Annotated in this window: 20 protein-coding genes; 4 read left to right on the forward strand and 16 right to left on the reverse strand. The window is 69.4% G+C overall.

Features of this window, described 5'->3' with window-relative positions; translation table 11 throughout:
- Positions 1–2 precede the first annotated feature (2 nt).
- The gene (gene hypF, locus AB0K15_RS01710) at positions 3–2,255 is read left to right on the forward strand and encodes a carbamoyltransferase HypF (RefSeq protein ID WP_364044246.1); all 2,253 of its coding nucleotides are present in this window, start codon (positions 3–5) and stop codon (positions 2,253–2,255) included.
- On the opposite strand, the gene hypB is transcribed toward hypF, so the two are convergent.
- The 16 genes from hypB to AB0K15_RS01790 all read right to left on the reverse strand — a co-directional run bounded on the left by hypB (position 2,185) and on the right by AB0K15_RS01790 (position 15,358).
- On the reverse strand, positions 2,185–2,847 hold the full coding sequence (gene hypB, locus AB0K15_RS01715; RefSeq protein WP_364044249.1) for a hydrogenase nickel incorporation protein HypB: 663 nt from the start codon (positions 2,845–2,847) through the stop codon (positions 2,185–2,187). The genes hypF and hypB overlap by 71 nt on opposite strands.
- A 67-nt stretch (positions 2,848–2,914) precedes the next feature.
- Positions 2,915–3,244, reverse strand: a complete 330-nt coding sequence (locus AB0K15_RS01720; protein WP_364044252.1) for a hydrogenase maturation nickel metallochaperone HypA — start codon at positions 3,242–3,244, stop codon at positions 2,915–2,917.
- A complete protein-coding gene (gene hypE / locus AB0K15_RS01725; RefSeq protein ID WP_364044254.1) occupies positions 3,244–4,320 on the reverse strand; it encodes a hydrogenase expression/formation protein HypE in 1,077 nt (358 codons plus the stop codon). Before hypE ends, AB0K15_RS01720 begins: the two co-directional genes overlap by 1 nt.
- Positions 4,317–5,444 carry a hydrogenase formation protein HypD gene (gene hypD, locus AB0K15_RS01730; RefSeq protein WP_364044257.1) on the reverse strand — a complete coding sequence of 376 codons (1,128 nt, stop codon included), beginning with the start codon at positions 5,442–5,444 and terminating at the stop codon, positions 4,317–4,319. The genes hypE and hypD overlap by 4 nt, the downstream gene beginning before the upstream one ends.
- Positions 5,445–5,452: 8 nt before the next feature.
- A complete protein-coding gene (gene hypC / locus AB0K15_RS01735; RefSeq protein ID WP_354872855.1) occupies positions 5,453–5,725 on the reverse strand; it encodes a HypC/HybG/HupF family hydrogenase formation chaperone in 273 nt (90 codons plus the stop codon).
- A 112-nt stretch (positions 5,726–5,837) separates the two neighbouring features.
- Complete coding sequence (locus tag AB0K15_RS01740; protein WP_364044260.1) at positions 5,838–6,338, reverse strand: hydrogenase maturation protease; 501 nt, start codon at positions 6,336–6,338, stop codon at positions 5,838–5,840.
- On the reverse strand, positions 6,335–7,657 hold the full coding sequence (locus tag AB0K15_RS01745) for a hypothetical protein (protein ID WP_364044263.1): 1,323 nt from the start codon (positions 7,655–7,657) through the stop codon (positions 6,335–6,337). The genes AB0K15_RS01740 and AB0K15_RS01745 overlap by 4 nt, the downstream gene beginning before the upstream one ends.
- Positions 7,654–8,292, reverse strand: a complete 639-nt coding sequence (locus AB0K15_RS01750; RefSeq protein ID WP_364044266.1) for a DUF6084 family protein — start codon at positions 8,290–8,292, stop codon at positions 7,654–7,656. The genes AB0K15_RS01745 and AB0K15_RS01750 overlap by 4 nt, the downstream gene beginning before the upstream one ends.
- Positions 8,285–8,902: a DUF5947 family protein gene (locus AB0K15_RS01755; RefSeq protein WP_364044269.1), complete on the reverse strand. Its 618-nt coding sequence runs from the start codon at positions 8,900–8,902 to the stop codon at positions 8,285–8,287. Before AB0K15_RS01755 ends, AB0K15_RS01750 begins: the two co-directional genes overlap by 8 nt.
- On the reverse strand, positions 8,899–9,465 hold the full coding sequence (locus tag AB0K15_RS01760) for a NifU family protein (RefSeq protein ID WP_364044272.1): 567 nt from the start codon (positions 9,463–9,465) through the stop codon (positions 8,899–8,901). The genes AB0K15_RS01755 and AB0K15_RS01760 overlap by 4 nt, the downstream gene beginning before the upstream one ends.
- Before the next feature lie 3 nt (positions 9,466–9,468).
- Positions 9,469–11,265 carry a nickel-dependent hydrogenase large subunit gene (locus AB0K15_RS01765; RefSeq protein WP_364044274.1) on the reverse strand — a complete coding sequence of 599 codons (1,797 nt, stop codon included), beginning with the start codon at positions 11,263–11,265 and terminating at the stop codon, positions 9,469–9,471.
- Positions 11,266–11,278: 13 nt separating this feature from the next.
- A complete protein-coding gene (locus AB0K15_RS01770; RefSeq protein ID WP_364044277.1) occupies positions 11,279–12,328 on the reverse strand; it encodes a hydrogenase expression protein HypE in 1,050 nt (349 codons plus the stop codon).
- Positions 12,325–13,008 carry an SIS domain-containing protein gene (locus AB0K15_RS01775; RefSeq protein WP_364044280.1) on the reverse strand — a complete coding sequence of 228 codons (684 nt, stop codon included), beginning with the start codon at positions 13,006–13,008 and terminating at the stop codon, positions 12,325–12,327. Before AB0K15_RS01775 ends, AB0K15_RS01770 begins: the two co-directional genes overlap by 4 nt.
- Before the next feature lie 19 nt (positions 13,009–13,027).
- Positions 13,028–13,216: a HypC/HybG/HupF family hydrogenase formation chaperone gene (locus AB0K15_RS01780; RefSeq protein WP_364045342.1), complete on the reverse strand. Its 189-nt coding sequence runs from the start codon at positions 13,214–13,216 to the stop codon at positions 13,028–13,030.
- Positions 13,217–13,263: 47 nt separating this feature from the next.
- Positions 13,264–13,878, reverse strand: a complete 615-nt coding sequence (locus AB0K15_RS01785; RefSeq protein WP_364044283.1) for an SIS domain-containing protein — start codon at positions 13,876–13,878, stop codon at positions 13,264–13,266.
- A gap of 427 nt (positions 13,879–14,305) precedes the next feature.
- On the reverse strand, positions 14,306–15,358 hold the full coding sequence (locus tag AB0K15_RS01790) for a tetratricopeptide repeat protein (RefSeq protein ID WP_364044286.1): 1,053 nt from the start codon (positions 15,356–15,358) through the stop codon (positions 14,306–14,308).
- Positions 15,359–15,529: 171 nt separating this feature from the next.
- Between AB0K15_RS01790 and AB0K15_RS01795 the strand changes: the two genes are divergently transcribed.
- The 3 genes from AB0K15_RS01795 to AB0K15_RS01805 all read left to right on the forward strand — a co-directional run bounded on the left by AB0K15_RS01795 (position 15,530) and on the right by AB0K15_RS01805 (position 17,747).
- On the forward strand, positions 15,530–16,180 hold the full coding sequence (locus tag AB0K15_RS01795; RefSeq protein WP_364044289.1) for an HNH endonuclease family protein: 651 nt from the start codon (positions 15,530–15,532) through the stop codon (positions 16,178–16,180).
- 44 nt (positions 16,181–16,224) lie between these two features.
- Positions 16,225–16,887, forward strand: a complete 663-nt coding sequence (locus tag AB0K15_RS01800; RefSeq protein ID WP_364044292.1) for an alpha/beta hydrolase — start codon at positions 16,225–16,227, stop codon at positions 16,885–16,887.
- 113 nt (positions 16,888–17,000) lie between these two features.
- Positions 17,001–17,747, forward strand: coding sequence for a 3D domain-containing protein (locus tag AB0K15_RS01805; RefSeq protein WP_364044295.1), 747 nt, complete (start codon positions 17,001–17,003; stop codon positions 17,745–17,747).
- Positions 17,748–17,811 lie beyond the last annotated feature (64 nt).

The raw sequence follows: 17,811 nt of genomic DNA on the forward strand, positions 1-17,811 counted from the left end.
CGATGGCGCTCGGGCGCTTCGCGGTGCGGGTCGACGGGGTGGTGCAGGGCGTGGGGTTCCGGCCCTTCGTCCACGGGCTCGCGCGGCGGTTCGGGCTCGCCGGCTTCGTCGGCAACGACAGCCGTGGGGTCTTCGTCGAGGTCGAGGGCGCTTCGGACGACCTGAACGCCTTCGTGACGGCGCTGCGGGCCGAAGCACCGCCGTTGGCTGTGGTCGACGATGTGCGCGTGACCCGCGTGCCGGCCACGGGGGAGCGGGGGTTCGCGATCGTGCCCAGCCCGGCCGGCGGCGAGGCCGCGACGCTGGTGTCCGCCGACAGCGCGACCTGTGCGGACTGCCTGACTGAGCTGTGGGACCCGGGTGATCGGCGGTACCGCTACCCGTTCGTCAACTGCACCAACTGCGGACCGCGGTTCACGATCGTGCGCGGCGTGCCGTACGACCGGCCGTTGACGACCATGGCCGGGTTCGTGTTGTGCGCGGAATGCAAGCAGGAGTACGAAGATCCGACCGACCGGCGGTTCCACGCGCAGCCCGTGTGCTGTCCGGTTTGCGGACCACGGCTGGTGTTCTCGGGTGGCGGTGAGCCCATCGAGTCCACTGTGGACGCGCTCGACGCGGGTGCCGTGGTCGCGGTGAAGGGACTCGGCGGTTACCACCTGGCCGTCGACGCGGCGAACGAAACGGCCGTGGCCGCGCTGCGCGGCAGGAAACACCGCGAGGACAAGCCGTTCGCCGTGATGGTCCCCGACCTCGCGGCGGTGCGGGCGATCGCGGAGGTCGACGACGTCGCCGCGGCCGTGCTGACCGGGCACCGGCGGCCGATCGTGCTGCTCCCACGAGTCGCGGACGGACCGCTCGCCCCCTCGGTGGCGCCCGGAAACCGACGCGTCGGGGTCATGCTGCCGTACACGCCGCTGCACCACCTGCTGCTCGCCGATCTCGGCCGGCCGATCGTGCTGACCAGCGCGAACGTGTCCGACGAACCCATCGTCTACCGCGACGAAGACGCCTTCACGAGGCTGTCCGGGATCGCCGACGCGTACCTCACGCACGACCGGGCCATCCACACCCGGACCGACGACTCCGTGGCGCGGGTGTGGCGCGACCGGGTGCAGCTGCAGCGCCGTTCGCGGGGTTACGTGCCGGAGCCCGTGACGCTGCGCTCACGGCTCACCCAGCACATCCTCGGCTGCGGCGCGGAACTGAAGAACACGTTCTGCCTGGCCAAGGACACCCACGCGTTTCTCTCCCACCACATCGGTGACCTCGACAACTACGAGACGTTCAAGGCCTACGAGACCGGCATCGCGCACTTCCGCGAGCTGTTCGACATCTCGCCGACAGTCGTCGCCCACGACCTGCACCCCGAGTACCTGTCCACGAAATACGCGTTGGACCTCGAAGAAGTCGAGCTCGTCGGCGTGCAGCACCACCACGCCCACATCGCCTCCTGCCTCGCCGACAACGGCGAGGCAGGCCCCGTCCTCGGCGTCGCGTTCGACGGCACCGGCTACGGCACCGACGGCACCCTCTGGGGCGGCGAGTTCCTGAGGGCCGACCTCACCGGGTTCGACCGGCTGGCGCACCTCGCGCCTCTCCGGCTGCCCGGCGGCACCACGGCCATCCGCCAGCCCTGGCGCATGGCCGCCGCCTACCTCGACGCCGCGAACATCCGGGTGACCGCACTGCGAGCCCGCCATGAAGACCAGTGGGACCACGTTCTCCACCTCGCCCGCACCGGCCTGGCCTCCCCGCTCACGTCCAGCGCCGGCCGGCTGTTCGACGCCGTCGCCGCCGTGCTCGGCGTCCGCGACGAGATCAACTACGAGGGCCAGGCGGCCGTGGAACTGGAACAACTCGCCGACCCGGCCGAACGCGCCGCATACCGCTGCGGGCAGACCCCGACGGAACTTTCCGGTGTGGACTTGCTCCGAGCCGTGGTCGAGGACCTCGGCCAGGGCACCCCACGCCCGAAAGTCGCCGCGCGCTTCCACAACGGCGTCGCCGAAGCCGTCGCCGAAACCTGTACCCGCCTACGCGACACGACAGCGCTCACGACCGTCGCCCTGTCCGGCGGCGTCTTCCAGAATCTCCTGCTCCTGGAAAGAACCGTGGAGTCTTTGGAGCGCAACGGTTTCCGCGTCCTCACCCACGCCCGCGTGCCGACCAACGACGGCGGCATCAGCCTCGGCCAGGTCGCTGTCGCAGCCAGCCGTACCACTCATCCAGACCGTCACCCCGGGTCGCGCTGATCTCCACCACACGCGCGTCCGGATTGACGTGGCGCAGGTCGTGCAGGAACTCCGGCACCGAGAATCCCACGTACGGCAGCAGGTCGATCTTGTTGAGCAGCACCAGATCCGTCGACGCGAACATGTGCGGGTACTTCAGCGGTTTCCCCGGCCCCTCCGTCACGGACATGATCACCACGCGCGCCGCCTCGCCGAGATCGAACAACGCGGGGCACACGAGGTTCCCGACGTTCTCCACGAACAGCACCGAACCGCGCGCCGGCGCCAACGTGTCGAGCGCGCGCGACAGCATCGTCGCGTCGAGGTGGCAGCCGGCGCCCGTGTTGATCTGCACGACCGGCGCTCCCGACGCCTTGATGCGATCGGCGTCCAGCAGCGTTTCCTGGTCGCCTTCGACGACCGCGAGCGGTACTGAAGCACCCAGCGCGTGCACGGTCTGTTCCAGCAACGTCGTCTTGCCCGCGCCCGGTGAGCTCATCAGGTTGACCGCGAAGACGCCCAGCTCGGCGAGCCGCGACCGGTTGTGCCCGGCCAGGTGGTCGTTCTTGGCCAGCACGTCCTGCTCCAGAACCACCGTGTGAGCGCCCTCCACGTGCGCATGATCATCGGCGTGCGAATGAACCGAAGCCGAGTCCGAACAACCACACGTCGCACACACTTCAAACCACCTCCACGGACTTGATGCGCAGCTGCCGCCCCGCCAGCACCTCGACGTTCGCGCTGCCGCACGCGCACAGCAGGATCGGGTCGTCGATCCCGAACTCCGCCCCGCAGTCGAGGCACGCGGCCCGCCCGGGCGGCTCGTCGATCTCCAGCTCCGCGCCCTGCAACGACGTCCCCGCGCACACCACGTCGAAGCAGAACCGCACACTGTCCGGCACGACCCCGGACAGCCGCCCGATCTCCAGCCGCACGCTGCGCACGGCCTGAGACCCCAGCCGCGACACGATCGCGTCCACGACGCTCTGCGTGATCGACATCTCGTGCACTAGCAGATCCTCGGCAGCGGGTCGCCCACCAGCATGTCCACGATCCGGGTGCCGCCGAACGCGGTGTTCAGCAGCACCAGGCCCGGCGGGTCGTCGGCGACGCGGCCGATCACCGCCGCCTCCGCGCCGAGCGGGTGCGACCGCAGTGCCGCCAGCGCGTCGTCGACCTGCGCGCCGTCGACGAACGTCACGATCCGGCCTTCGCACGCCACGTACAGCGGGTCGATGCCGAGCAGCTCCGACGCACCGCGCACCTCGTCACGCACCGGTACGGCGTTCTCGTCGACGATCACCGACACCTGCGCGCCGGCGGCGACCTCGTTGAGGATCGTCGCCACGCCGCCGCGGGTCGCGTCGCGCATCGCGCGCACGCCGGGCACGGCGGCGAGCAGCCCCGCCACCAGGCTGTGCACGGGTGCGGTGTCGGACTCGATGTCGGCGTCGATGTCCAGCTCGCCGCGCGCCAGCATGATCGTGACGCCGTGGTCGCCGATCGGGCCCGACACCAGCACCGCGTCGCCCGGCCGCACCGACGAAACTCCCAGCCCCGAGCGGATCGAGACGCCGATGCCGGCCGTGTTGATGTACACGCCGTCGCCCTTGCCGCGCTGCACGACCTTCGTGTCCCCGGTGACGATCTGCACGTCGGCGGCGAGCGCGGCCGCCTTCATCGAGTCGACGATCTTCAGCAGGTCCTCGACCGGGAACCCTTCTTCGAGGATGAACCCGGCCGTGAGGTACAGCGGCCGCGAGCCGGACACGGCGAGGTCGTTGACCGTGCCGTTCACGGCCAGGTCCCCGATGTCGCCGCCGGGGAAGAACAGCGGCGACACCACGAACGAGTCTGTGGTCAGCGCCAGTTGCGCCCCGCCGATGGCGAGCGCGGCCGCGTCCTCCAGCGGCTCCAGCAGCGGGTTGCGGAACGCGTCGAGGAACACCGCCTCGATCAGCGTGTGCGTTGCCTTGCCGCCTGAGCCGTGGGACAGGGTGATGCGCTCTTCGCGCACCTTCGCGCGCCGCCGCCGGGCGCGCTCGATGCGGTCGAGCACCTGCTGCTCGCGTTCCGTGGTCGTCATGCGTGGCTCGCCTCCCGCACGCGCTTGCGGCTGAACCGGCCGAAGTTGTAGTACGCCGCGCACGCGCCTTCGGGCGAGACCATGCACGTCCCGATCGGCGTCTCCGGTGTGCACGCCGTGCCGAACACCTTGCACTCCCACGGCTTCAGCACGCCCTTGAGCACTTCACCGCACTGGCACGCCTTGGGATCCGCCACCCGCACGCCCGGCACGTCGAAGAGGCGCTCGGCGTCGAAAGCCGCGTACTTCTCGCGCACGCGCATGGCCGAGTGCGAGATGAACCCGAGGCCGCGCCACTCGAAGTACGGCCGCAGCTCCATCACCTCGTTGATCACCTTGAGCGCCACGAGGTTGCCGTCCCACGGCACCACGCGCGAGTACTGGTTTTCCACCTCGGCGCGGCCTTGGGACAGCTGCACCATCAGCAGGTAGATGGACTGCAGGATGTCCAGCGGCTCGAACCCGGCCACCACCACGGGCTTGCCGTAGTCGCGCGCGATGAACTCGTACGGCCGGCAGCCGATCACCGTCGACACGTGGCCCGGGCCGAGGAACCCGTCGAGCCGCAGGTCGGGCGAGTCGAGGATGGCCTTGATGGCGGGCACGATCGTCACGTGGTTGGCGAAGATCGAGAAGTTCGGGATGCCTTCGTCGGCCGCGCGCAGCAGCGTCATCGCGGTCGACGGCGTGGTCGTCTCGAACCCGATGGCCATGAAGACCACCTGCAGGTCGGGGTTCTGCCGGGCGATCTTCAGCGAGTCGAGCGGCGAGTACACCATCCTGATGTTGGTGCCCTCGGCGTTGGAGTCGAAGAAGTTCCCGCCCGAGCCCGGCACCCGCATCATGTCGCCGAACGAGGTCATCAGCACCCCGGGCCGGCGCGCGATGCTGATCGCGTCGTCGATGCGGCCCATCGGGATCACGCACACCGGGCAGCCAGGGCCGTGCACGAGCTCGACGCTCTCCGGCAGGTAGTCCTCGAGCCCGTGCTTGTAGATCGTGTGCGTGTGACCCCCGCACACCTCCATGAACTTGTAGTGCCTGCCGGGCTCGCACAGCGCGGTGATCTTCGCGGACAGCGCCCGCGCCTTGTCCGCGTCCCTGAACTCGTCGACGAACCGCACGGCCCCTCCTAGTCGATCCGAGATTCGAGCAAGGCGGCCATCTCGTCCTCGTACGCCTTCCCGATGCTCTCCAGGAATTCCAGCGCTGCGGCGGCCTCTTCCTCGTCTATTTTGGACAGTGCGAACCCGACGTGGATGAGGATCCACTCACCGGGAGCGGGTGGGTCGTCGGCGAGCAGGCCGATGTTGATGGCCCGCTTCACCCCGCACACCGAGACTTTCGCGAGGTCCGGACGTTCCTCGCTGATCTCGATGATCTCGCCCGGAATGCCGAGGCACACGGCTATTTCCGGCTCATGTCGACATACCGCTGCACGTCGGGCTTCACCAGCCGGGCGACCCACGCCAGCACACCGATGAGCACGATCAGCAGCACCAACCGCTTGAACATGGTCAGACCTCCGTCTTGAGAATGTCTTCGGGGAGACGCGGGGTGGTGCCCCACGCCAGTTCCTTCACCGCGCGGACGGCCACGGGCACGGCGGCCGCGACCTCCTTGCTGAGCCCGATCCCGGACTCGACCGACTTCGGCTCGCAGCCCACGATCAGCACCCGCCCCGCGTCGCCGCCGAGCAGCCGCAGCAGGCGGAACACGGCTTCGGGCTGCATGCCATGGGCGTCGATCACGGGCGCCGCGGCCATCGCGTCGACGTCGGCCTCGATCAGCGACAACGTGCCCGGCTCGACCCCGTGCGGCGTCGCGTCGAGCAGGATCGTGGTGTCGTAGCCGCCGAGCAGGTCGTAGGCCAGGTGCAGGCCGGAGACGCCGTAGTCGGCGATCTGCACCCACTCCGGCAGCTCTTCGTGTTCGAGCTGCTTGAGCACTTCGACGCCGAAGCCGTCGTCGCCGAGGAAGATGTTGCCGATCCCCGCCACCAGCACTTGCGGTCTCATGTCGGCTCCAGCTCGTCGGGGGAGAAGTAGCGGAAGCGGCCGTGGGCGTTCTGCAGGTCGGCGCCCGGGTCGTCGTCGAGCGTCACGGCCACGTGCGTGGTCCCGTCCACATCGGACAGCACCGCGCGCACGGTGGCGACGCGGCCGCTGAGGAACATGTCCTGCGCGTCGGCGCCCCGCAGGTTCGGGTGCAGCCGCACGCGCGAGCCCGCGGACACGTGGACGCCCGCGACCACGACGGCGTCGGTCTCCGGGGAGACGGACGCGTCGGCTCCGGGATCCCACCAGGGCACCTCGGGCTTCGCCGGCAGATCGGTTTCCTCGCCGGTCACCGAACGCAGGTACCGGACCGTCCCGTGGAGCCGGTCGAGCAGCTCCTGCGGCAGGTCGTCCACGCGGTCCACCAGCGCCGCCGCCCGGGGGTCCGTCGCGCGGGCCTCGCGTTTCTCCTCGTCGGTGAGCGCCATCGTGCGCAGCGTCAGGATCTCGTCGATCTCCGTGCCGTCGAAGAGCTCACCAGGGCTTTCGGGCGCGATCGACGGGTCGTCGTAGAGGATGATGGGGGACGCCAGCATCACCCCGCTTCGCGACGACCCGCCGATCAGCACCGGCCACACGCGCTCGTTGACACACGCTTCGACGGCCGGCTTCGCCCACTCGGGCGGGTCGAGCATCGAGAGGAAGTGGCCCGAGTCCACCGCCAGGATCACGTGCGCGGCGAGCAACGCCCTGCGCAGCGCCGATTCGCGGACGCCGTCCGACGGCCACGTACTCGTGTTGCGCAGGTCCAGTCGCAGCCGCGTGCCGCCGAAGGGGCCGTCGAGCGCGTCGAGGCGAGCCGTGAGCGCGCCGGTCAGCTCGCCGGAGCGGCGCACGAGCGTGCAGTGCTCGCCAACGCACTCGCGCGTTTCGGCCGGTGGAACTGAGAATGGCAGCTCCACCGGCTGCGCGAGCAGCTCGGCCACGGGGATCACGAAGTTCAGCTCGTGCTCCACGGCTTCGTCCCACGTCGTGTAGTCCTTGCCGGCCACGGTCACGGAGTCGACGAACCCGTGGCCGTCGTGCACCAGGCGTTCCTGTGCCTGCAGGAACCGCAGCGTCAGGTGCACCGACGTGTGCTTGCGCGGCTCCAGCAGGCACTCCGTGCGCGAAGTCGCGTAGTCGCCGCGCTCCTCCGACGCATACGTTGGCGGCATCAGGACACCCCACTGCCAGCGCACGCGGTTCTTCCGCGCCGACGCGCGGTACGGGTAGAGCAGGTAACCCTCGTACAGCACGGCGTCGCCGACGGCGCGGGCCTGGTCGAACACGCTGGTCACAGGCCATCACCCGCGTTCGACAGGAGGTGCTCCATCGCCGCGTCCCACGTCGGGATCGCGTGGCGCGACTTGTACCGCAGGAGCGCGTCGACGGTCTCGCGGTGCAGCTTGAGCCACGCGACGTTGGGGAAGTACTGGTTCATCAGGTCGTCCCACGCGGCGATCGGCATCCGGCACTCGGCTTCGGTGTGCCACGGCACGGGCTCGACCCAGAACCCCGGGCCGCCCTTCGCGAACACCGTGCCGCTGAACAGGAGCACGAGCGGGACCACGCCGTCGGCGAGTGCGTGGAAGTACTTGCCGGCGGCCACTTCCAGGTCGTACGTGCAGGGCACTTCCAGCTGGAACTCCGTGGTGCGCGTGAAGCTCGGCACCATCACCGCCACGGTCGCGAACTGGAACGGCCGCAGCGTCTCGCCCCAGCGTGAAGCGTCGCCGAACAGGTTCGTGAGCAGCTCCGACTCGCCGCTGCTGTAGCGGCGCCGCTGCGGTTCGATCCGCAGCTGCACCCGCAGCACCAGCGCGTGGATCGGCTGGGCGGTGAGCTCGGTGATCTTCATGCTGAACGCGAGCGTCGGCGACGCCGCGTACTTCACCGGGCGCACGTCCAGGCAGTCGAAGGTCAGCTCAGCCATCCGCGGCGACCTCTCCGCGGGCGCGAAGATCGGCGAAGAAGCGGTCGATGGCTTCGTGCGCTTCGGCGCCGCCGTCGAAGCCGCGCCAGTGCAGGCGGACGAGGCCGACGAGCTCGTAACACACGTCGATGGGCACCAGGAACGCCTCGAAGCCGACGTCGTGCTTGTTGATCAGCACCGCCTCGACGTCGGGGGCGACCGTGGCGAACTCGGGCTGCTCCTGCAGCAGTTCCGTCCACGTGTCCAGCGGCAGCAGCGACTCGGTCGCGCCGGCCGGGCTCGGGTAGAACGCCACCGCGCGCTCCTGCACCGAGTTGTAGAACAGGAACGCCATCCGCACGGGAATCCCGGCCGTCTCCCACAGCGTCGCGCCGGCCGGGAAGCGCGCGGTGTGCCGGTAGCGCGTCGGCACCGCGCGGTGGCGCTGGCCGCCGGCGCCGGTGTGCGTGAACAGCAGGTAGCAGCCGCGGCAGGTGCACATGATGGTGCGCGATTCGAGGTCGATCACGTGCCCGTGGCCGACGCCGATCGGCTCCGTGCACAGCTCACACCGTTCACCGGGCGCCGGTCGCTCGGCCGGCGTCAGGAACTTGCGCAGGCCGCCCGTCATGCCTGCTCCACGGGGACCGGGCACTCGATGGCTTCGAGCGGCAGCAGCGGACGTCCGCCCGGGCCGGTCGGCTCGGGCACCACCCCGGCCACCACCACGTCGGTGAGCTCCGGCGCGGCCTCGCGCACCACGCGTTCGATGGCCATTTTCGCCGTGACGGTCGAGGACGGGCAGCCGTCGCACGTGCCCTGCAGCTGCAGCCGCAGCACGCCCTCGGCGTCGATCTCGACGATGTCGACGTCGCCGGAGTGCGAACCCAGGTACGGTCGCACCTCGTTGAGCGCCTCGGTCACCCGGTCCAAAGTGGACTTGGGGTGCAGATCGTGGAGGACCAGCAGCCCTCGCACGTGGTCGTCGCCGGCGAGGCGCTCCAGCAGCACCTCGCCGGCGACGTCCTCTCGCAGGACGGACACGATCGTCGTCAGGCCGGCGCCGTAAAACTCGAGCAGCGTGTGGACGAGGTCCTCGGCCCTGTCCGCCACGGTGCTGCCCGCCTCCGCCGCGAGCTCACCGAGAAGCTGCTCGATTCGTTCGCCTACCTGGCCGATGTCGCGGTCCGTCATGGTTCAGAACACCTCTCCGCCGAACGCGTGGGGGGTGTGGATCCGGTCGAGCGTCTTGCCCTTGCCGGTGTACATGTGCACGCCGCAGGGCAGGCAGGGGTCGAAGCTGCGCACCGCGCGCATGATGTCGATGCCCTTGAAGTTCTCCTGCGTGTTCTCCTCGAAGATCGGTGTGTTCTGCACCGCGTCCTCGTACGGGCCCGGCGTGCCGAAGGAGTCGCGCACGCTGCCGTTCCACGGCGTCGGCGGGTACGGGTGGTAATTCGCGATCTTGCCGCCCTTGATCACCATGTGGTGCGACAGAACGCCGCGCACCGCCTCGGTGAACCCGCACGACACGCCTTCCTCGGGCACCTTGAACGGCTCCCACGTTTTCGTGTTGCCGCCGCGGACCTCAGCCAGCGCACGTTCCGCGAAGTGCAGCGCGAGGCCGGCCGCGTACGCCTGGAAGTACGTCCGCGCTCGGTTGCGCTCGATCGCGTTGCTCCACTTCGGGATCTTCCACTCGAAGCTGACCTCGGGTTTCGTGGCCGTGCGCGGCAGGTTGATCACCACGCTGTGGCCGGTGGACTTCACGTAGTCGGTGTCCACGAGGCCGGCCAGCGCCGTGACCCACAACCGGGCGATCGGTCCGCCGCCGGTGTCGAGCGCGAGGTGGTCGGTGCCGTCGAACCAGCGCGGCGACATCGTCCACGAGTACTTGTCGTCGAAGTCGCGCTTCTGCGGGCGCGGGATCGTGTGCTGGTTCCACGGGTGACGCGAGTCCACGGGGTTGCCCAGCGGGTCGTGCGTCACGAACTTGTCCATGCCCTCCCAGTCCTCGTAGAAGGACGAGCCGAGCAGGATCCGGATGCCGAGGTTGATGTCGAGCAGGCTCGTGGTGACCAGCTTGCCGTCGACGACCACGCCGGGCGTGACGAACATCTTACGGCCCCACGACTCCATGTTCTCGTAGGTGAAGTCGCAGTACTGCGGGTCGTTGAGGCTGCCCCAGCAGCCGAGCAGGATGCGCCGGCGGCCGACCTCTTCGTAGCCGGGGATGGCTTCGTAGAAGAAGTCGAACAGGTCGTCGTGCATCGGCAGGCAGCGCTTCATGAACTCGACGTAGCGCATCAGCCGGGTGAGGTAGTCGGTGAACAGCTGCACCGTCGCGATCGTCCCGACGCCGCCCGGGTACAAAGTGGACGGATGGACGTGGCGGCCTTCCATGAGGCAGAACATCTCGCGCGTGGACCGGCTGACCTGCAAGGCCTCGCGGTAGAACTCGCCCTCCAGCGGGTTGAGCGAGCGCATGATGTCGCCGATGGTCTTGTAGCCGTGGTCACGCGCGTGCGGCGCCTCGGTGCGGTTGGCCAGCTCCAGCACACCGGGGTTGGTCTCGGCCACCATCTTCTCGCAGTAGTCGACGCCGACCAGGTTCTCCTGGAAGATGTTGTGGTCGAACATGTACTCGGCGGCCTCGCCGAGGTTGATGATCCACTCGCCGAGGTGCGGCGGGCGCACGCCGTAGGCCATGTTCTGGTTGTAGACCGAGCACGTGGCGTGGTTGTCACCGCAGATCCCGCAGATGCGGCTGGTGATGAAGTGCGCGTCGCGCGGGTCCTTGCCCTTCATGAAGATGCTGTAGCCGCGGAAGACCGAGGACGTGCTGTGGCACTCCACGACCTTCTTGGCCGCCCAATCGATCTTCGTGTAGATCCCGAGGCTGCCGACGATGCGGGTGATCGGGTCCCACGCCATCTCGACGAGGTCGGTCTTGCCTTTGGTGCTGATGCCCTTGTCGCTTTCCGTTCGCGTCATGTCCCCAGTCCTTTCAGCGCCACGACGAGCGGTAGCCGGTCTCGAGCTGCTTGCCCTTGTGCCGCCACTTGGGTTCGGCGTCGGCCTTGCGTTCGGTGAACTTGCGCAGGCGCCGGATCACCGAGCCGTACGCGCCGCTCGCGAGCGAGGAGATGTGGGCGCCGGGTGGTTCGTCCATGAACGGCATGAACTTGTCCGGGAAGCCGGGCATGGTGCAGCCGATGCAGATGCCGCCGACGTTCGGGCAGCCGCCCACGCCGTTGATCCAGCCGCGCTTGGGCACGTTGCACTTCACGACCGGGCCCCAGCAGCCGAGCTTCACGAGGCACTGCGGCGAGTCGTACTCGTTCGCGAACTGGCCCTGCTCGTAGTAGCCGGCTCGATCGCACCCCTCGTGGACGGTCGCGCCGAAGAGCCATTGTGGACGGAGGTGGTCGTCGAGCGGGATCATCGGCGCGTGGCCGGCCGCCTGGTAGAGCAGGTAGGTGAGCGTCTCGGAGAAGTTGTCCGGGTGCGTCGGGCAGCCGGGGATACACACGATCGGCAGGCCGGCGCTCGACTTCCAGTCCCAGCCCAGGTAGTCGGGCACGCCCATCGCGCCCGTCGGATTGCCCTCCATGGCGTGGATCCCGCCGTACGCGGCGCAGGTGCCGGCCGCGACCACAGCCAGGGCCTTGGGTGCCAGGCGGTCGAGCCACTCGCTGGTGGTCATCGGCTGGCCGGTCGCGGGGTTGTTGCCGAAGCCGCACCAGTACCCCTCGGCCTTGATGGCCTCGTTGGGGATCGAGCCCTCGACGACCAGCACGAACGGCTCCAGCTCACCGCGGTCGGCCTTGTAGAACCACTCGATGAACGTGTCGGCGCCCTTGTCCGGACCGCACTCGAAGTCGATCAGCGGCCAGTGCACCTGGATCTTCGGCAGGCCGGGCAGCGCGCCGAGCACGATCTCCTCGATGCTCGGCTGCGTGGCGGCGGTCAGCGCGACGGAGTCGCCGTCGCAGGACAGTCCGGCGTTGATCCACAGGATGTGGATCGGCTTCTCTTCTTCTCGGGCCTGGGTCACGGCTGTTCACCCTCGAGGTCGTCGAGCGCACCGAGGGTGAGTTCCCACAGTGCGTGGTAAAGGGTCGTCTGGGCTTCTTGGATGCGGTGCACGGAAGGCGACGGCACGACGAAGAGGTGGTCGATCGTCCTCAGCTCGGCCATCTTTCCGCCGTCGTACCCGGCGATGCCGACGGTGACGAGGCCGCGGCGCGCGGCCTCGTCGAACGCGGCCAGCAGGTTTGCCGAGTTGCCGCTGGTCGACAGGCCCACGGCGATGTCGCCGCGGCGGCCGAACGCGCCGACCTGCCGGGAGAACACGACGTCGAACCCGATGTCGTTGGACAGGGCGGTGACCACCGCGATGTCGTTGGTGAGGCCGAAGGCGGGCAGGGGCCGCGCGTCGCCGTCGGGGCTCAGGAACAGGCTCGCGAGGTCCTGCGCGTCGGTGGAGCTGCCGCCGTTGCCGAAGGCCAGCAGCCGGCCGCCCCCGGCGAACGCCTTCGCGAGGTCACGTGCGCACGCAGCGAGGCGCTCGCCGTCGGCCTCGAGGACCTGGCGGCGCAGTGCGACGATCTCGCGGGCTTTCTCCACAGTGGACTGCCGGACCTGGGTCAGGACGGCATCGAGGTCGCTCGTACCCGAGTACAAGAACGGGTACAGCTCCTCCAGACCACTCGCGCCCACGGAGTCTCTTGCCATGGCCGCTCAGCTCCCTCGGCTACTCGGGCAATTCCAGACGTGCGATGGCTTCACCGGCGTGGACGAGGATTCGGTCGCCGACACTGGCTTCCACCAGTGCCACGCTCACTTCTTCCCTGCCCTGGCCGGTGTCCACGACTGCGAACCCGAGGTCCAGGAGTTCGACGACGGTCACTTCGACCGCGGTATCGGAACAGGTGATGCACACCCCGTCGTGACAGGCGGGGGCCGGTGCTCTGTCGGCGTCACGGGCGTTCACGACGCCACCTCCGGTGTGAGGACACCGGGCTGTTCGAAGAACACGTGCACGAGTTCCCACAGGACGTGGTAGGTCGTGACGTGGATTTCCTTGACCACGCGGGGGTCGTCGGAGCGCGCTTGCAGCACGTGGTCGGCTGTGATGGTGCTCGGGCCCGTCCCGCCGGTGAGCGCGATGGTGAGCATCCCCAGCTCGCCCGCGGCCTGGAGGCCGCGCCGGACGTTGGCGCAGTCGCCGTCGGACGAGATGCCGAGCGCGATGTCCACCGGCTCGGCCAGGAACTTGATCTGGTACGCGAAAATCTCGTCGAGCCCCTGCCGGCCCGCGACACTGGTGAGCGTCGCGACGTCGGCCGTCAGCGATATCGCCGGCAACGCCCGCTTCCCGACGATCACGGGGTGCACGAACTCCACGGCCACGTGCTGCGCGTCGGTGCCCGCGCCCCCGTTGCCGAACACCACGAGCTTCCCGCCGCGGTGAAACCGCCGCGCCATCCCGTGGCACGCTCCCGCCACCGCTCCGGCCTGCCCGGCCAGCTCTTCAGCCGGCGCGACGCGGCGCTCGAACAGCGCCGCCACCGCACCGGGAGAAGTACTCGGAGAGCCGACCATGGCGGCACTTCCCTGCGCTCGGTGGTGGGAGCAGTCCTCCCCACAGTAGAGCTGTGAGTTGGATCACACAATAGATCGCGCGGATGGCAGTAATTCACCCCACTGGCGGCTCACTTGATCGACGCGGAAGTGTGCGGAACCGGGTCCGGCATTTTTTCGCGACGACGTGGGGATGGTGGGGGATTTCGGTGACGTGCCGAGCGGCGGCGTTGGGGCGGAACCGGGTTCGAAGGTCTGGAGGTGTGGCTCGCGGATTCGGTGCTGAGCTGGATCGCGTTTTCATTTTTTGCCGGCTGTCCACAGGCCACCCGGGGTTGTGGACAACTGCGCGGGGGTGGCGTCGTTTTCGCAGAATTGTCGATGGTGGCCGATGAAATGGCGCGGGGACGGCCCCGAAGGCTGCGGGGACTGTGTGTCTGCGGGCCGTTCAAGCGCGATCATGCTCCCCCTGCGACTCCTCCGCCCGCGACAACCACGTATCGGCCTCCTCCACCGCCCCCCGCGCCTGCAGCATCCGCGCCAGGCTCAGCATCCCCTGCACGTCCCCGGTCTCCGCCGCCGCGCGGAAGAACCGTTCCGCCTTCGCCAGCTCGTCGCGCGCCTCCGCCAGGTGCCCGAGGTTCGTCAGGGCGGGAATGCTCCCGTGCTCGGCCGCTTTGCGGTACCAGGCCGCGGCTTCGCCCTCGTCGCCGCGGTTGCGGGCCAGGACGCCGAGGTTGGTCATCGCGGCGGCGTCGCCCGCTTCGGCCGCGTCGAGGTACCAGGCCTCGGCCTCGTCGACGTCGCCGCGGCGGTGCAGGAGCAGGCCCAGGCGGACGGTGGCCTCGACGTTGCCGGAGGTCGCGCCCTGGCGGTACCAGGATTCGGCGTCCTGGAGCTTGCCGAAGCGTTCGGACTGGCGGCCGAGCAGGCACGTGGCCGAGAGGTCGCCGTCGGCGAGGGCCTCGCGCCACCAGCGCGTGGCCTCGCTGTAGCGGCCGCGTTCGCGCATGACGATGCCGACGTCGATCATCGCGGACGTGTTGCCCGAGCTCGCGGCGCGGCGGCACCAGTCCTCGGCCTCGTCGTAGCGGCCGCGTTCGGCGAGCAGGTGCCCGAGCGCGCCCATCGCTTCGACGTCACCGGTCACGGCGGCCTCGTGGAACCAGTACTCGGCGTCCTCGACGCGGCCGCGCCGTTCGTACGCGCGCCCCAGCCCCAGCATCCCGCGTGGCTCGCCGGCGTGGGCGGCCTCGTGGTACCAGCGTTCGGCCTCGTCGAGCACGCCGCGCTCGGCCAGGAGGTTCGCCAGCGCGGTCATCGCGATGCGGTCTCCGCCGGCCGCGGCGCGGCGGAACCACGTCTCGGCCTCCGCCTGCTCGCCGCGTTCGCGCAACGCCGCTCCGAGGCGTGTCATCGCGACGACGTTGCCGCCCTCCGCGGCCTTGCGCTGCAGGTAGTCGTCGACGCGCGAGTTCCACTTCCGCAGCCGCCCGCTCATCGGCCACGCTCCCTTCCGCCTACCCCCACCCCGGTAGTCGTTCGAGGTGCCGCGGACGTGACACCGTGGTCCCGGACACGGTTCGCGCGCTGCTGAGAGTGTCGGCGCGATCACGGGCCTCGCGCCGGGCATACTGCCGCCTCCCGAACCCGTCGAGAGGATCGCGCGCGCATGGCCCGGACGTTTCCCACCCAGCGAATCCTGCTGGTCGTCGTGGTTCTCGTGGCGGCCGTCGCCGGGATCTGGTACGCCGGACACCAAAGCGGCGCCGAGCCCACGGGTGCCGCACCCGCCGACGTCACGCAGCAGCTGGCCGAGCTGAAAATCGCGCCGCGCACGTCGATGTCCGGCTACTCCCGTGACAAATTCCCGCACTGGGACAACCAGGGGCACAACTGCAACACGCGCGAGCTCGTGCTCAAGCGCGACGGCAAGGACGTCAAGGCCGGCACCGACTGCAACCCGACGTCCGGCACCTGGTTCAGCGTCTACGACGCCGAGACCTGGACCAAACCCGGCGACGTCGACATCGACCACATGGTGCCCCTCGGCCAGGCCTGGGCCAGCGGCGCTCGCGACTGGACACAGGACAAGCGCGAGCAGTTCGCCAACGACCTCACGCGCCCGCAGCTCTTCGCCGTGACGGACAACCTCAACCAGCAGAAGGGCGACAAGGCCCCCGACGAGTGGAAGCCGCCGCTGGTGTCGTTCTGGTGCACCTACGCGACGGACTGGGTGACGGTGAAGCACTTCTACGGCCTCACCATCACCACGGGGGAGAAGACGGCGCTGCAGGACATGCTGCGCCGCTGCCCCGCCTGATTCGCGAGCCGGAACTGTCGGACCCCTCGGCTACTGTCGCCGGCATGGCGACCTTCCTCCTCATCCACGGCGGTGGCGGCAGCGGCTGGGACTGGCACCTCGTCGTCGACGAGCTGCGGCGCCGCGGCCACGAAGCCGTGGCGCCGGACCTGCCGATCGGCGACCCCGAGGCCAAGCTGGCGGATTTCGCGGCCACGGCCACCGCGACGGTGGAGGGAAAGCCGGACATCGTCGTGGTCGGGCATTCCTACGGCGGATTCACCGCTGCTTTGGCCGCCGCGAGGCTGGAAAACGCGCGGTTGCTCGTCTTCCTCGCCGGCATGGTGCCGGCTCCGGGGGAAGCGCCGGGCCAGTGGTGGGGCAACGTCGGGTTCGAGAGCCCTGGCGACGGCCTCACCGAGACGGAGACGTACCTCGGCGACGTCCCACCCGAGCTGGCGGCCGAAGCGCTGAGCCGCAGCCGCGACCAGCTCAGCGCGGAGTGGGACGACCCGTGGCCCGACGCACGGCTGCCCGAGGTCCCCACGCGCGTGCTCCTCTGCCGCGACGACAAGTTCTTCTCGCCCGAGCTGCAGCGGCGCGTCGCGCGCGAACGACTGGGGTTCGAGGCCGGCGAGGTCGACGAGATCGACGGGTCCCACGGCGTCGCGTTGAGCCGTCCGGTTGAGCTGGCCGAGCGGCTCGAGCGGTATTTCGCCACGCTCTGACACCGCGGCGCCGCCAAATGGTCCAGACCTATTGACGCGCCGGCTCGACGATCCCTAACGTCGGTCTCCCGTGCACGGTTCCTCCACCCCGGTCCCCACTGGAGGTTCCGAAAGTGAAACTCAGAGCCCTCAGCGTCGCCGTGCTCGCACTCGGCGCGCTCGTCACCGTCCCCGTCGCGACGGCCAGCGCCGCGACTTTGCCCGCGTGCCAGCACTTCTACACCGGCCCGATCCCCGACCGCCCCGTCTCCGGCGGCCACGGCCCGGGCTCCCTCGTCGGCGCGGTCAACGTGAGCAACCGCCTGCCCGCGCCCACCGGCGTCAGCGGCGGCCTCGGCGGCGACGGCAAGGTCACCTTCACCTTCTCTCGCGTGCCGGGCGCTAAGGCGTACCGCGCGTTCCGCAACGGTCAGGCCCTGCAGTGGATCAGCGACTGGGGCCAGCCGGCGCTCCAGGTCACCGATGTGAGCCCCTGCCAGAACGCCAACTACCAGCTCTACGCCATGACCGCCGAGGACAACTCACCCGGCTCGCTCGGCCAGATCTCCACCGCGTACCGCGTGGGCTCGTCCGGTCGGCTGGCCCCGTACGCCCTCGCCAACGGAACCACGCTCAACTACCGCGTCACCGCCTACAACGACGTCGCCCAAACCGCACTCGGCTACCAGGCCGGCCCGGGCTTCTGCGCCGTCGACGCCCGCAGCATCCCTTGGGGCACCAGGATTTCCGTCCCAGGTTACGGCCACTGCTACGCGGCCGACATCGGCAGCTGGATCTCCGGCGACATCCTGGACGTCTGGCTGCCCGGCAACCAGGCCAACGACTGGGGCGTGCAACGGCTGACGCTCACGGTTGAATAGAACGCCGCGGAACAGAACGCCGTGGAATAGCCGTGGAGGGCACCTTGCGGGAATCCCGATTCCC

The organism is Amycolatopsis sp. NPDC049253, assembly GCF_040678995.1.
In the GTDB taxonomy this organism is placed as follows: domain Bacteria; phylum Actinomycetota; class Actinomycetes; order Mycobacteriales; family Pseudonocardiaceae; genus Amycolatopsis.